Raw genomic sequence first — 13733 nt, forward strand, 5'->3', positions numbered from 1 at the left:
CTAGTTGCCGGGCCTCGTGCCGCCGATCAAGGGATGATGGGCTCATGTCGGACGGCTGGGTGATCGCGGCGAGCATCGTCGGCGGTGTCGTCCTCTTGTGGGTCGCCCTGCTCGTCGTGCTGTGGGTGCAGGTGCGACGTTCCGGGGGCACGATCGACTGGCGCGAGGCGGTGCGGCTCGTCCCCGACGTGGTGCGCCTGATCCGCCGCCTGGTCGCGGACGGCACGGTGCCCCGGGCCGTCCGCTGGTGGCTCGGTGGGCTCCTCGTCTACCTGCTGTCGCCGATCGACCTCGTGCCCGACGTCATCCCCGTGCTCGGGTACGCGGACGATGCGATCGTCGTGGTCATCGCCCTGCGCTTTGCCCTGCGTCACGCCGGGAGGGACGCCCTCGAACGGCACTGGCCGGGCACTGCGGCGGGACTCGACAGCGTGCTCGCTCTCGTCGGTCGCTTACGCAGGCGCTGACGGGTGCGCGACCGCCGGGACGGGAATGATCCCGAGGGGCGGGCGGGACGAGGTCCGGGCGACGCGTCGTGCCGTCGTCGCCCGAACGGTCGTTCAGCCGGCGGCCGCCTTCGCGGCGGCGGGCAGCGCGTCGAGGATCCGGCCGATCGCCGCGTCGTCGTGCGCGGCCGTGACGAACCACGCCTCGAAGGCCGACGGCGGCAGCGAGACGCCGCCCTCGAGCATCGCGTGGAAGAACCGTCCGTAGGCGTCGGCATCCTGCGACGTCGCCGTCGCGTAGTCGGGCACGCCGTTCACGACGGACTCGCCGAAGAAGATGCTGAACAGCGTCCCCGCCCACTGCACGACGTGCGGCACCCCGGCATCCGTCAGCGCGGCGGATGCCGCGTCCGCGACCGTGTGCGCCACCGAGTCGAGCGTGCGGTACACCGCGTCGTCGGCGTTCGAGAGGGTCGCGAGTCCCGCGGCGACGGCGACCGGGTTCCCCGACAGCGTGCCGGCCTGGTAGACGGGGCCGCTCGGCGCGAGGAGGTCCATGATGTCGGCACGACCGGCGACCGCGGCGACGGGGAGCCCGCCGCCGATGACCTTGCCGAACGCGATGAGGTCGGGGACGACGTGCTCCCCCGCCGCATCCAGCACACCGGCGTAGCCCGAGCGCGATGACCGGAACCCGGTGAGCACCTCGTCGCTGATGAGGAGCGCCCCGTTCCGGCGGGCGATCTCGGAGAGGAACGCCGTGAAGCCGGATGCCGGGGGCACGACGCCCATGTTCGCGCCGGCGGCCTCGGTGATGATCGCGGCGATCCGGCCTTCGTGGGCGCGGAACACCTCCTCGACGGCGGCGCGGTCGTTGTAACCGATGACGAGGGTCTGCGCCGCGATCGGAGCCGGGACGCCCGCCGAGCCGGGCAGGGCGAGGGTCGCGAGGCCCGAGCCCGCCTGCGCGAGCAGGCCGTCGGAGTGCCCGTGGTAGTGCCCGGCGAACTTGATCAGCAGGTCGCGGCCGGTCGCGGCTCGTGCGAGACGGATCGCCGTCATCGTCGCCTCGGTGCCGGTCGAGACGAGGCGGATCCGCTCGGCGGCGGGGACGCGCGAGCGGATCTCCTCGGCGAGCTCCGTCTCGGCGGCCGTCGGCGCACCGAACGAGAGGCCGCGGCGCGCAGCTGCCACCACCGCGTCCACGACGGCGGGGTGCGAGTGGCCGAGGAGGGCGGGACCCCAGCTGGCGACGAGGTCGACGTAGTCGCGGCCGTCGGCATCCGTCACGTAGGCGCCCTGCGCCGACACCATGAAGCGCGGCGTCCCACCGACCGAGCCGTAGGCCCGGACGGGCGAGTCGACACCGCCGGGGATCACTCCGCGGGCACGGTCGAAAAGCTCCTGATTGCGGCTCATGCGAGTTCCTTCCCGGCGCGCAGCCAGTGCGCGACCTCGACGGCCCAGTAGGTGAGGATGACGTCGGCACCGGCGCGCCGGATGCCGAGCAGGCTCTCGCCGATGGCGCGCTCGCGGTCGATGAGACCGGCCGCGGCGGCGTGCTCGATCATCGCGTACTCCCCCGACACCTGGTACGCCCAGACCGGCACGTTCGAGCGGTCCGAGACGCGGGCGAGCACGTCGAGGTAGGGCATGGCGGGCTTGACCATGACGACGTCGGCGCCCTCGGCGATGTCGACGAGGGCCTCCTCGACGCCCTCGCGCGCGTTCGCGGGGTCCATCTGGTACGTGCGGCGGTCGCCCTGGAGGGTCGACTCGACGGCGTCGCGGAAGGGGCCGTAGAAGGCGGAGGCGTACTTCGCGGAGTAGGCGAGGATCGCCACGTGCGCGAAGCCGGCGGCATCCAGTCCCGCGCGGACCGCCGCGACCTGGCCGTCCATCATCCCCGAGAGGCCGAGCACGTCGGCGCCGGCGCGGGCCTGCGCGACGCCCATCTCGGCATAGACCTCGAGGGTCGCGTCGTTGTCGACCGAGCCGTCGGCGGCCAGCAGACCGCAGTGGCCGTGGTCGGTGAACTCGTCGAGGCACAGGTCGGCCTGCACCGTGAGGCGACCCGCGGCGGCGCGCGCCGCGACGGCGATCGCGCGATTGAGGATGCCGTCCGGGTCGGTCGCGCCGCTCCCGACCGCGTCGCGGACGGCGGGAACGCCAAAGAGCATGATCCCGCCGATGCCCGCGGCGGCGGCCTCGTCGACGACGTCGGCGATCGCGTCGATCGGATGCTGCGACACCCCCGGCATGCTCGCGATGGGCTGCGAGGCGGTGATGCCCTCCTTCACGAACACCGGCAGCACGAGCTGCGACGGCACGAGGTGGTGCTCGGCGGCGAGGCGGCGCAGGGCGGGCGTGCCGCGGAGACGGCGGAGACGGCGGGTGGGAAACGAGGTCATGAGGACTTCTCCGAAAGGACGCGGGCGTCGAGCTCGGCGATCAGCGCGTCGATGCTCTGGCTCTGGGCGGTGTGGCCGACGGTGAACCCGAGGGCGGTGGCGTCGCGGGTCGTGCCGGGACCGATCGAGGCGACGAGGGTGGATGCCGGGAGGCCCCCGACCTGCCGGCGGAGCTCGCGTCCGACGCTCAGCGACGTGAGCAGGACGACGCCGATGTGCCCGGACCGGAGCCACTCGACCACGGCGGGCGCGAGGTCGACGCCGATCGTGCGGTACGCGATGCAGACGTCGACGGCGAAGCCCCGGACCTCGAGCTCGTCGCTCACGACGGCCTGCGCGAGGTCGCTGCGAACGACGAGGGCGCGACCGGTCATGGCGGGCGTGCGGGCCGCGCACCACTGGGTCACCAGCGCCACAGCCGACGAGGCACCCGCCGGGACGAAGTCGACCTCCCACCCGGCGTCGGCGACGGCGCGGGCGGTCGCCCGGCCGACGGCGGCGATCCGGGTGGTCGCGGGGATCACCACACCGTGCTGACGAAGCTGCTCCACGCTCGCGGCGCTGGTGACGAACAGCCAGGCGTACGCACCGTCCGCGAGGGCGGCGAACGCGCGATCGCGGGTCGTCGTGTCGCGCGGCGGCGCAGACGAGATCAGCGGCGCGACCACGGCCTCCGCGCCCCGCGAGGCGAGGTCGGCGCGGACCCGCTCCCCCCACGCCCCCGCGCGGGGGACGAGGACGCGTGCGCCGTGCAACGCACCGCTCATCGCGACGACCCCGCGAGATCGGCGAGGTCGGCGGCACCGCCCTCGAGCAGCTCGGCGACGACGTCGGCAGCAGCAGCATCCGCATCGATGTGCGGGTCGAGGCGACGGGACGCGACGACGGACCGGCGCCCGTCCTCGGCGTACACGTGGGCCACCAGCGTCACCGTGTCGCCGTGGTGCTCTGCGTCGATCGCGACGGGCGCGGCGCAGCCGGCCTCGAGCCGGCGCAGCACGGCGCGCTCGAGGGTCGCGGCGAGAGCCGTGTCGGCGTGCTCGATGAGGCGAACGGCGTCGGCCACGGCGGCATCCCCGTCGCGGATCTCGACGGCCAGCGCGCCCTGCGCGGCCGAGGTCGGCCAGTCGAGGACCTCGGTGATCGCGGCGTCGCGCCCGATGCGTCGCAGGCCAGCCTCGGCGAGGACGATCGCGTCGTACTGACCGTCGGCGACCTTGCGCAGGCGACTGTCGACGTTCCCGCGGATGCCCTCGACGACGAGGTCGGGGCGGCGCGCGAGCACCTGGGCCACGCGTCGTGGCGAACCGGTGCCGACACGGGCGCCGGCGGGCAGCGCATCGAGGGTCAGCCCGTCGCGGGAGTGCAGGATGTCGCGCTGCGACGCGCGCACCGGCACGGCGCCCACCACGATGCCGGGGAACGGCGCCGTCGGCAGGTCCTTCATCGAGTGCACGAGGAAGTCGCACTCGTCCCGCAGGAGCGCATCGCGAAGCGCCGTCGCGAAGACGCCCGTGCCGCCCATCTGCGCGAGCGGCCCCGTGAGGACATCGCCCTCACTGGTGATCGGCACGAGTTCGACATCGCGACCGGATGCCGCGGCCACGGCATCCGCCACATGCTGCGACTGGGTCGTCGCGAGCAGGCTCGCCCGAGTACCGAGGCGCAAGGCGCCGGTCACGGCGCGACCCCCGACAGAGCCGGCTGGAAGCCGAGGCGCTTGTTCTCACAGCAACCGGGACGACACACGTCGTACCAGGGACCGAGGCCCGTCACGGCGGGGCGCTCGGCAGCCGGAGTGCCCTTCAGGCGCTCCTCGACGAGGTCGACGAGACCGGCGACGTAGGTCGGGTGCGTGCTGGGGGTCGCGGTGCGGACGGCGACGAGGCCGAGCTCCTCCGCCGTCTCCATCGCCTCGGTGTCGAGGTCCCACATGACCTCCATGTGGTCGCTCACGAAGCCGAGGGGCACGATGAGGACCGCCTTCCGGCCGCGGCCGGGCAGCTCCTGCATCGCGTCGTTGATGTCGGGCTCGAGCCACGGCACCTGCGGCGGGCCGGAACGGCTCTGGAAGACGAGCTGCCACGCGCCGGGGAAGCCGAGGCGCGAGATGATCTCCTCGCCGACGGCGAGGTGCTGGGCGACGTAGGCGCCGCCGGGGCCGAATCCGCGCTCGGGCGGGCCGGAACGATCGGCGTCGGAGGTCGGGATGGAGTGGGTCGAGAAGAGGATCTCGACCTCGTTCGCGAGGTCGGTGACACCGCGCTCGGCGAGCTCGGCGATGCCCGCACGGATGCCGTCGACGAAGGGCGCCACGAAGCCGGGGTGGTCGAAGAACTGCCGGACCTTGTCGATCTGGACGTCGGTCTGGTGGCCGGTGGCCTCGACGGCATCGGCGAGGTCTTCGCGGTACTGCCGGCACGACGAGTACGAGCTGTACGCGCTCGTCGCGATCGCGAGGAGCTTGCGTCGCCCGTCCGCAACGGCGGAGTCGATCGCGTCGGTGACGTACGGCATCCAGTTGCGGTTGCCCCAGTAGACGGGCAGGTCGAGTCCGCGGGACGCGAGCTCGGCGTCGAGCGCCGCCTTCAGCTCGCGGTTGTGCTCGTTGATCGGCGACACGCCGCCGAAGTGACGGTAGTGGTGCGCGACCTCCTCGAGACGTTCGTCGGGGATGCCGCGGCCCGCCGTGACGTTCCGCAGGAACGGGATGACGTCGTCCTGTCCCTCGGGTCCGCCGAAGCCGAGCAGCAGGATCCCGTCGTAGTCGACGGGGATCGTCGCGTGCGGATCGCCCGCGCGCGCCCCCTCGGTCGCGTTCGGGATGACGGCGCCCTCGGCGACGACCACGCCGCTCGCCCGCGGCGGCTTAGGACGGAACTCGGGGTTCACTGCGCCGATGTTCTGTGCGCTCACGAGAGCACCTCCGCCAGTTCATCGATCTCCACGCGACGGCCGGTGTAGAACGGGACCTCCTCGCGCACATGGCGACGCGCGTCGGTGGCCCGGAGCTCCCGCATCATGTCGACGAGGCTGATCGGGTCGTCGCTCTCGAGCGGCAGCAGCCACTCGTAGTCGCTGAGCCCGAAGGTCGAGACCGTGTTCGCGACGACGTCGCGGAACGCGGCGCCCTTGCGGCCGTGCTCGGCGAGCATCCGCGAGCGCTCGTCCTCGGGGAGCAGGTACCACTCGTAGCTGCGGACGAAGGGGTAGAGGCACAGCCAGCCTCGCGCGTGCTCGCCGCGCAGGTAGCCGGGCACGTGACGCTTGTTGAACTCGGCCTCGCGGTGCACGCCCATCGCACTCCACACGTTGGTGAAGGAAGCGAGCAGAGAGGTCCGACGCAGCTGCCGCAGAGCCTTCTGGAGAGCGGCGGGATCTTCGCCGTGCAGCCACACCATGAGGTCCGCCTCGGCGCGCATGCCGGTGACGTCGTACAGACCGCGCAGCGTGACGCCGTCCGCGGGGAGTCCCTCGGCGACAGCACGCAGGGCGTCGAGATCGCTCGGCGACGGGGTCCCCGCACGGGGACGCGGACCCGCGAGGATCGCGAAGAGGGTGTAGCCGAGGCCGGGGACAGTCTCGTCAGCGGACATGACGTGCTCCTTCGGAAGGGGTGGGAGAGGACGTGAGGGCGGCGGCGAGGGCTCGCGCATGCGGGATGACCGAGGCGAGTCCGGTTCCGGCCGCGACAGCTCCCGCGAGTCGGATGCCGCGGGTCGCCGCAGCCTCGGTGACCGCCGCGCGGGCGGACGGGGTCGCGACGGCGTCCGGCCACGCGATCGGGATGACGCGTCGCACGTCGGCGGGCGAGATGCGGACCCCGGTCAGGGTGCGGATCGCGGTCGCGGCACCGGCGGCATCCGTCAGTTCCCCCTGGCGACCTTCCTGCGCGGAGAGGCGGACGAGGTGAGTGCCGGCGGGGAGAGCGGCCGCGGCCCATTCCCACTTCGCGTCGACGTGGGTCAGCGCCTTCGCCGCACTGTCGACGTCGGGGGCGGCGATGACCCCGGACCCCACCGGGAAGGCGTCGAAGGCGTCGGCGACGACCTCGGCGACGATGAGTCCGACCGGCGGCGCGGGAGCGACCTCGACGTGGAGGAGCCCTGCCGCGGCCGTCGGCCCGGTCGCGAGGACCACGGCGCGCGCGGAGAGGGTTTCGCCGTCGAGTTCGACGGTCGTCGCCGTGGCGGCGTGGGCGGGCGCACCGGTGCGGATGACGGCGCCCGCGCGGAGCGCTGCGGCGTGGAGCTCCGCGGCGAGACGCCAGAGCCCGCCCTCGACGCCGCGGACGGCGGATCCGGCGCGGACGGCCGGCGCGAGCGCGTCGACCGCCGCCGTCAGCGAGCCCAGGGCCTCTGCCCTCTCCCACAGCACCGGGTGGAGCGCGGACAGACGCACGCTGCCGGCCGCCTGCGAGTAGACGCTTCGGCAGAGCGGCTCGACGAGGCGGGCCGTGACGCGCGCACCGTAGCGGCTCGTGGCGAGCTCGGCGAGCGTCGGCTCGGGACCGCTCGACCAGGGAATCAAGCGTTCCTGCGCCGCGCGCCGAGCGCCGGCGCGGCCGATGATGCGGACGACGTCGGCGGCCGTCGGGTCGGCGGGCATCCCGACGAGAGCGCGGCGGGGCAGGGGCGCCCGGTCCACCCGACCGGACCGGCGGCGGAAGGCGACGTGGGCGCCGGCGGGTGCGGGCTCGACGAGCTGGACGGGAAGGCGCGCGTCGGCGACGAGGTCGGCGACCCCCGTCGTCCGGGTGGCGAACGACTCCGCGCCGAGGTCGGCGTCGAGGCCGGCGACCGCACCTCGACGCAGCATCCCGCCGGCGTCCTCGGACGCCTCGACGAGGACGACGTCCCGACCCGCGCGGGCGAGCTCCCACGCGATCGTCAGGCCGGCGATGCCGCCGCCGACGATGACGACGTCGTGGGTCACGTCGACGGTCACGGCGCCCGCCAATCGTGGACGGTCCGGACCACCGCCGAGATGGCGTCGGGGTCGGCCTCCATGGGCACGCCGTGACCGAGGTTGAAGACGTGGGCGCGGGCGGCCAGGCCATCCTCGAGGATGCGGTGCACCTCCGCCGTCCGCACCGCCTCGGGCGCGAACAGCAGCGCCGGGTCGAGGTTGCCCTGCAGCGTGAGGTCACGACCGATGCGGCGACGCGCGTCGCTCAGGCGCACTCGGTAATCCACGCCGAGCGCGTCGATGTCGGGCGTCGCCATGTCGGCGAGGATCTCGCCCGTGCCGACGCCGAAGTGCACGAGCGGCAGGCGGTCGACGCCCTCCGGGAGCGGGAGCGACCGGGCGTGCTGAAGCGCGGCGACGGACGCCGGGAGCACCGACGCGCGGTAGTCATCGGGGTTCAGGCCACCCGCCCACGAGTCGAACAGCTGTCCGGCGCTGGCGCCCGCCTCGATCTGGAGGGCGAGGAATCGGCCCGTGACCTCGGCGAGCCACATCGTGAGGTCCTGCCACGCCGCGGGATCCTCGTGGATGAGGCGCCGGGCGGCGAGGTGATCCTTCGACGGTCCGCCTTCGACGAGATAGGCCGCAAGGGTGAAGGGAGCGCCGGCGAACCCGATGAGCGGCAGCGGCTCGCCGCGCTCCTCGGACAGATCGGCGAGCATCGCCGTCGTGCGACCGACGGCATCCGCGATGGCCTCACCGCGCTCTGTCACGAGCGCCGGGTCGATCGCCGTCGTGCGGGCGATGTCGGCGGCGGTGCGCAGGGGCTCGGAGAACACGGGGCCCCGCCCGGCGGCGATCTCGACGTCGATGCCGAGGAGCGCGAGCGGAACGATGATGTCGCTGAAGAAGATGGCCGCGTCGACGCCGTGGCGGCGCACGGGCTGCATCGTGATCTCGCTCGCCAGAGCGGGGTCGAGACACGCGTCGAGCATCGTCCCCTGGGACCGCAGCGCCCGGTACTCCGGCAACGAACGACCCGCCTGGCGCATGAACCAGACGGGGGTGTTGTCGGGACGGTCGCCCAGGAGTGCACGGACGAGTCGCGACTCGCGGGTGCGTGCGGCGACGAGAGGGTGGCTGAGGCCGGGAATGATGAACTCCTCGAATCGGTTAATCGATATACTAGTCGCGATCCAAGGGGGTTCTCCGCACCGTGCTCGTCTGCCTGACCGCGCATCAGCGCTCCACACCGTTCGACTCGCTCGAGCGGCTCTCGACGGTCGGCGACGACCTCGCCGAGCGCCTGTCCGCGGTCCACGACTCGGTGCGCGGCGCCGTCGTCCTCGCCACCTGCAACCGCTTCGAGGCCTACTTCGACCTCGCTGAGGAGCCCGACCTCGCCTCCCCCGTCCCCGCGATGGATGCCGCGATGGAGGCGATCGCCGGTGCCGCCGAGATGGACTACCGGTCGCTGCGCGAGAACGTGGACTTCGCCCACGGGAACCAGGTCGCCCACCACCTCTTCACCGTCGCATCGGGCCTCGATTCGGTCGCCGTCGGCGAGGACGAGATCGCCGGACAGGTGCGGCGCGCCCTCGAGGCCGCCCGCGGCCGCGGCCTGACGACCGCACCCCTCGAGCACCTCTTCCAACGCGCGACCGAGACCTCCCGTGCCGTCAAGAACACGACGCGCCTCGGCGAATCCGGCCGCTCGCTCGTCCGTCTCGCCGTCGACCTCGTGAGCTCCCGCGTCGACTGGGACACCGCGCGCGTCCTGCTCGTCGGCACCGGGCGCTACGCCGCGGCGGCGCTCGCCGCCCTCCGCGCCGTCGGCGCCACCGACATCCGCGTGCACTCCCGGTCCGGACGCCAGCGGTTCGCGAATCGCGAGCACCTGGTCCACGTGAGCACCGCGGATTACGCCGCGGAGGCGGCCGGCGCGGACGTCGTCGTCACATGTACGGCGACGACCGACACCTTCGCCCTCGAGGCGTTCTCGCACGCGACGGCCCGCGCGGGCAGCACACGGGCCCAGGTCGTCATCGACCTCGGTCTGCCCCGCAACGTCGACCCCGAAGTCGCGCTCCTGCCCGGCGTCGAACTGCTCGACCTCGAGACCATCCGTCTTCACGCCCCCGTCGACGAGGCCGAGACCGTCGGTCAGGCCCGCGAGATCGTGCAGGCCGCCGCGCAGCGCCACGCCGCCGCCCGCCGCGTGCACGAGGTCGCACCCTCGGTCGTCGACCTCCGCGGGTTCGTCCACGGGGTCCTCGACGAGGAACTGACACGCGCACGGCGCCGCGGCGACTCGCCCGAGGTCGAGACGGCCCTGCGCCATTTCTCGGGCGTCCTGATGCACCAGCTCATCGCCCGCGGCCACACGCTCGCCTCCTCGGGCGCGGGCACCGAGTGGGCCGAGGCGATCCGCACGGTCCTTCCGGGCGGTCGCGAGGGCATCTCGCCGGACGAGGGCGAACAGCCGTGAGCCCGAGCGTCACGCTGAAGGACATCGCGCGCGCCGCAGGCGTGTCGACGGCGGCCATCAGCCAGGCGCTCAACGATCGCGGCAGCATGCGTCCCGAGACGCGCGAGCGCATCAAGGCGATCGCCGCCGAACTCGGCTACGTGCCCAACCGGCACGCCACCGCCCTCCGCAGCGGCCGGACGATGACCGTCGGGTTCGTCATGGTAGACGACGCCGAGACCGACCGGCGCGGCGAACTGCAGCGCGCGCGCAAACTCATCTCGCTCGTCCGCGCCTCCGCCGCCCACGGCTTCACCGTGACCGTCCTCCCCGACTCGAACCCCGATCTGATCTCGGGCACGACCCTGGACGCCCTCTACGTGCCCGACGCGCGGGGCAATCAGCCTCTGCTCCAGGCGGCCATCGCCCGCGGCATCCCGATCGTCGCCGACGATCAGTTCGTCGACGGCTCGCGCGGCCTCAGCATCCGCACCGGGTACGACGCCGCCGTCCGTGCCGGACTCGACGAGCTCGAGCGCGCAGGGGCCAAGCGGATCCTCTTCCTGACAGAGGAGGGGCGGGAGCCCCGCGACGAGATCGGGCGCGCGGCGTACGAGATCTGGAGTTCGGTGCGCGGACGCGAGCCGCTCGTGCGCGCCGTCGACCCGTCCCGCAGGACGCTCCCCCGCCTCCTCACCGACGCCCTTGCCGACGGCGCCGACGCCGTCTTCGCGGGCGCCGAAGACGGGCCCGACGTCTACCTCCAGCTCGAGGAGATGCGCCTCGTGATCCCGCGGGACGTCCAGCTGGTGGCCCTCTGCACGACCGACTGCGCCGTCAACCGCCGACTGGGCGTCACCCATGTCTGCATCCGTCCCGACCTCGCCGCCGAGGCGATGTTCGAGACGCTTCCGGCCGCCCTCCTGGACGAGGGGCCTCGCGTCGTCGACCTGCCGTGGGAGCTCGTCCCCGGAGCGACGACGCGCCCGCCTCTCACGGCGAGCCTCGTCGCCGCTCAGGCGGCTCAGTCGGTGAAGGCTCCGTAGACCTCGAGGGTGTTCTGCGCCAGCTGTGCGCACAGGTCGTCGAGGTCGATGCCGAGCTCCGCCGCGAGGAATCGCACCGTGACCGGCACGAGGTACGGAGCGTTCGGGCGCCCGCGGTGCGGCACGGGCGTGAGGAAGGGGGCGTCGGTCTCGACCAGGATCCGCTCACGCGGAGTGACCGCGAGGGCATCCCGCAGATTCTGCGCGTTCTTGAACGTCACGTTCCCGGCGAAGCTGAGCCAATAGCCGCGGTCGGCGCAGTAGCGGGCCATGCCCGCGTCGCCCGAGAAGCAGTGGAAGACCGTGCGCTCGGGCGCTCCGACCCGCTCCAAGGTCTCGAGGACGGCGTCGTGGGCGTCGCGGTCATGGATCTGCATCGCGATGCCATGGCGCTTCGCGATGTCGATGTGAGCCTCGAAGCTCTCGACCTGCGCGGGGATGCCATCCGCGTCCGTGCGGAAGAAGTCCAGACCCGTCTCGCCCACGGCCCGCACACGCGGCTGCGCAGCCAGCTCGTCGATGACGGCGATCGCCTCGTCGAGGCGCCCGGCCGTTTTGTACGCCGGTGCCTCGTTCGGGTGGATGGCGACGGCTGCCAGCACCGCCGGGTGGGATGCCGCGGCCCACGCGGACCAGCGCGACGAGTCGATGTCGCCGCCGGCTTGCACGACACCCGCCACACCGACGCCGGCCGCGAGGGCGAGCTGCTCGTCGAGGCCGCGCGGCTCGTCGCCGTCCTCGATCTCGAGGTGCGTGTGGTTGTCGTAGACAGCTACACGCAGGGGCTCGGGCGCGTCCGGCCAGCGGACGTCGCGCGCCGACTGCTCGCGCTGCCGGACGTAGCCGCTCGGGTCCGTCGGGTCCGTCCGGTCCGTCGTCATGCGGTCTGCTCGACGCGGGGGAACAGCGGCGCGAGCGTACCCACCCGGCTCCCCGCGGGAAGCTGGCCCCACGTCCCGGCGTCGCGCAGCGGCTGAGCCGTCAGCTCGCCGGGAGCACCGAGCGCACCCCAGAGCGTCGCCGTCGACTGCGGCATGACGGGCGAGAGCAGCACGGCGAGGGCTCGCAGTCCTTCCGCCGCCGTGTACAGCACGGTCGACAGCCGCTCGCGCTTGTCCTCGTCCTTCGCGAGCGCCCACGGCTCGTTCTCGGTGATGTAACCGTTGAGCTCGTCGACGATCGTCCAGATCGCTGCGATCGCCTCGTCGGGACGGAACGCCGTCATCGCGGCGTCGGCGGCAGTCGCGGCATCCGCCACGGTCCGCTGCACCCGCAGGTCGATCTCGGCGGCCTCACCCGCAGCCGGCACGACGCCGTCGAAGTAGCGACCGATCATCGCGACGGTGCGCGAGGCGAGGTTGCCGAACCCGTTGGCGAGCTCGGCCTGGTAGCGCGCGGACAGGTCCTCCCACGAGAACGAGCCGTCCTGGCCGAAGGCGATCGCCGACAGGAAGTAGAACCGGTAGGCATCCGATCCGAACACGTCGGTGATCTCGGTCGGCGCGATGCCCGTGAGCTTCGACTTCGACATCTTCTCGCCGCCGACGAGCAGCCACCCGTGCGCGAAGATCCCCTTCGGCACCTCGAGACCCGCGGCCATCAGCATCGCGGGCCAGATGACGGCGTGGAAGCGGAGGATGTCCTTGCCGACGACGTGATACGCCGGCCAGCGACGCTCGAACTGCTCCGGGTCGTCGCCGTACCCGACGGCGGTCGCGTAGTTCAGCAGCGCGTCGACCCACACGTAGATGACGTGCGAATCGTCCCACGGCACGCGGATGCCCCAGTCGAACGCGGACCGCGAGATCGACAGGTCCTTGAGGCCCGAGCGGACGAAGGAGACGACCTCGTTGCGGGCAGAGTCGGGGCGCACGAAGTCGGGCTGCGTCTTGTAGAGCTCCAGCAGGCGGTCCTGGAACTCGCTGAGCTTGAAGAAGTAGTTCTTCTCCTGCAGCAGCTCGAGCGGCTTCGAGTGGATCGCGCAGACCTTGAGGCCCTCGAAGGGGCCGGTGCCGTCGACGATCTCGGCCTCGGGCTTGAACTCCTCGCAACCGACGCAGTACAGCGCCTCGTACTCACCCGCGTAGATGTACCCGCTGTCGTAGAGCGCCTGCACGAAGGTCTTGACGCGCTCCTCGTGGCGGGGCTGCGTCGTGCGGATGAAGTCGTCGTTGGCGACGTCGAGGGTCTTCAGCAGCGGGAACCAGGACTCCTCGACGAGCTTGTCGACCCACTCCTGCGGCGTGACGCCGTTCGCCGTCGCGGCACGGAGCATCTTCTGCCCGTGCTCGTCGGTGCCGGTGAGCATCCAGGTGTCGTCGCCCGACTGGCGGTGCCAGCGCGCGAGCGTGTCCACCGCCACCGACGTGTACCCGTGCCCGATGTGGGGCAGATCGCTCGGGTAGTAGATGGGGGTGGTGATGTAGAAGGAGCCGCCGGAAGTCACCTGGAGATT

13 protein-coding genes are annotated in these 13733 nt (G+C 72.6%); 3 read left to right on the plus strand and 10 right to left on the minus strand.

What is annotated here, in order from left to right:
* Positions 1 to 44 precede the first annotated feature (44 nt).
* Complete coding sequence (locus tag BLP38_RS06550; RefSeq protein ID WP_091354765.1) at positions 45 to 467, plus strand: YkvA family protein; 423 nt, start codon at positions 45 to 47, stop codon at positions 465 to 467.
* Positions 468 to 560: 93 nt separating this feature from the next.
* On the opposite strand, the gene hemL is transcribed toward BLP38_RS06550, so the two are convergent.
* The 8 genes from hemL to hemE are packed head-to-tail and all read right to left on the minus strand — an operon-like array spanning position 561 to position 8853.
* Positions 561 to 1865 carry a glutamate-1-semialdehyde 2,1-aminomutase gene (hemL, locus tag BLP38_RS06555; RefSeq protein WP_091354768.1) on the minus strand — a complete coding sequence of 435 codons (1305 nt, stop codon included), beginning with the start codon at positions 1863 to 1865 and terminating at the stop codon, positions 561 to 563.
* The gene (hemB, locus tag BLP38_RS06560; protein ID WP_091354773.1) at positions 1862 to 2857 is read right to left on the minus strand and encodes a porphobilinogen synthase; all 996 of its coding nucleotides are present in this window, start codon (positions 2855 to 2857) and stop codon (positions 1862 to 1864) included. The genes hemL and hemB overlap by 4 nt, the downstream gene beginning before the upstream one ends.
* On the minus strand, positions 2854 to 3624 hold the full coding sequence (locus BLP38_RS06565) for a uroporphyrinogen-III synthase (RefSeq protein WP_091354776.1): 771 nt from the start codon (positions 3622 to 3624) through the stop codon (positions 2854 to 2856). The genes hemB and BLP38_RS06565 overlap by 4 nt, the downstream gene beginning before the upstream one ends.
* The gene (hemC, locus tag BLP38_RS06570; protein WP_091354780.1) at positions 3621 to 4538 is read right to left on the minus strand and encodes a hydroxymethylbilane synthase; all 918 of its coding nucleotides are present in this window, start codon (positions 4536 to 4538) and stop codon (positions 3621 to 3623) included. Before hemC ends, BLP38_RS06565 begins: the two co-directional genes overlap by 4 nt.
* Positions 4535 to 5773 carry a ferrochelatase gene (locus BLP38_RS06575; RefSeq protein ID WP_091354783.1) on the minus strand — a complete coding sequence of 413 codons (1239 nt, stop codon included), beginning with the start codon at positions 5771 to 5773 and terminating at the stop codon, positions 4535 to 4537. Before BLP38_RS06575 ends, hemC begins: the two co-directional genes overlap by 4 nt.
* A complete protein-coding gene (gene hemQ / locus BLP38_RS06580) occupies positions 5770 to 6453 on the minus strand; it encodes a hydrogen peroxide-dependent heme synthase (protein WP_091354787.1) in 684 nt (227 codons plus the stop codon). Before hemQ ends, BLP38_RS06575 begins: the two co-directional genes overlap by 4 nt.
* Complete coding sequence (locus BLP38_RS06585) at positions 6443 to 7804, minus strand: protoporphyrinogen/coproporphyrinogen oxidase (protein WP_091354791.1); 1362 nt, start codon at positions 7802 to 7804, stop codon at positions 6443 to 6445. Before BLP38_RS06585 ends, hemQ begins: the two co-directional genes overlap by 11 nt.
* Positions 7801 to 8853: a uroporphyrinogen decarboxylase gene (gene hemE, locus BLP38_RS06590; RefSeq protein WP_231916599.1), complete on the minus strand. Its 1053-nt coding sequence runs from the start codon at positions 8851 to 8853 to the stop codon at positions 7801 to 7803. Before hemE ends, BLP38_RS06585 begins: the two co-directional genes overlap by 4 nt.
* Before the next feature lie 128 nt (positions 8854 to 8981).
* On the opposite strand from hemE, the gene BLP38_RS06595 reads away from it, so the two are divergent.
* Both BLP38_RS06595 and BLP38_RS06600 read left to right on the plus strand, forming a co-directional pair.
* On the plus strand, positions 8982 to 10253 hold the full coding sequence (locus tag BLP38_RS06595) for a glutamyl-tRNA reductase (RefSeq protein ID WP_091354794.1): 1272 nt from the start codon (positions 8982 to 8984) through the stop codon (positions 10251 to 10253).
* A complete protein-coding gene (locus tag BLP38_RS06600) occupies positions 10250 to 11278 on the plus strand; it encodes a LacI family DNA-binding transcriptional regulator (protein WP_091354798.1) in 1029 nt (342 codons plus the stop codon). The genes BLP38_RS06595 and BLP38_RS06600 overlap by 4 nt, the downstream gene beginning before the upstream one ends.
* Here BLP38_RS06600 and BLP38_RS06605 read toward each other — a convergent pair.
* Both BLP38_RS06605 and metG read right to left on the minus strand, forming a co-directional pair.
* Positions 11257 to 12159, minus strand: coding sequence for a TatD family hydrolase (locus tag BLP38_RS06605; protein ID WP_091354801.1), 903 nt, complete (start codon positions 12157 to 12159; stop codon positions 11257 to 11259). The two genes, BLP38_RS06600 and BLP38_RS06605, sit on opposite strands and share 22 nt — an antisense overlap.
* Positions 12156 to 13724, minus strand: coding sequence for a methionine--tRNA ligase (metG, locus tag BLP38_RS06610; protein WP_091354805.1), 1569 nt, complete (start codon positions 13722 to 13724; stop codon positions 12156 to 12158). The genes BLP38_RS06605 and metG overlap by 4 nt, the downstream gene beginning before the upstream one ends.
* Positions 13725 to 13733: the final 9 nt, after the last annotated feature.

This window comes from Microbacterium sp. LKL04 (assembly GCF_900102005.1).
In the GTDB taxonomy this organism is placed as follows: Bacteria; Actinomycetota; Actinomycetes; order Actinomycetales; family Microbacteriaceae; genus Microbacterium.

Bases quoted from the DNA above. Each gene is read 5' to 3' on its own strand.
- BLP38_RS06550 (WP_091354765.1), top strand. From the start codon at position 45: ATGTCGGACGGCTGGGTGATCGCGGCGAGCATCGTCGGCGGTGTCGTC.
- hemL (WP_091354768.1), bottom strand. From the start codon at position 1,865: ATGAGCCGCAATCAGGAGCTTTTCGACCGTGCCCGCGGAGTGATCCCC.
- hemB (WP_091354773.1), bottom strand. From the start codon at position 2,857: ATGACCTCGTTTCCCACCCGCCGTCTCCGCCGTCTCCGCGGCACGCCC.
- BLP38_RS06565 (WP_091354776.1), bottom strand. From the start codon at position 3,624: ATGAGCGGTGCGTTGCACGGCGCACGCGTCCTCGTCCCCCGCGCGGGG.
- hemQ (WP_091354787.1), bottom strand. From the start codon at position 6,453: ATGTCCGCTGACGAGACTGTCCCCGGCCTCGGCTACACCCTCTTCGCG.
- BLP38_RS06605 (WP_091354801.1), bottom strand. From the start codon at position 12,159: ATGACGACGGACCGGACGGACCCGACGGACCCGAGCGGCTACGTCCGG.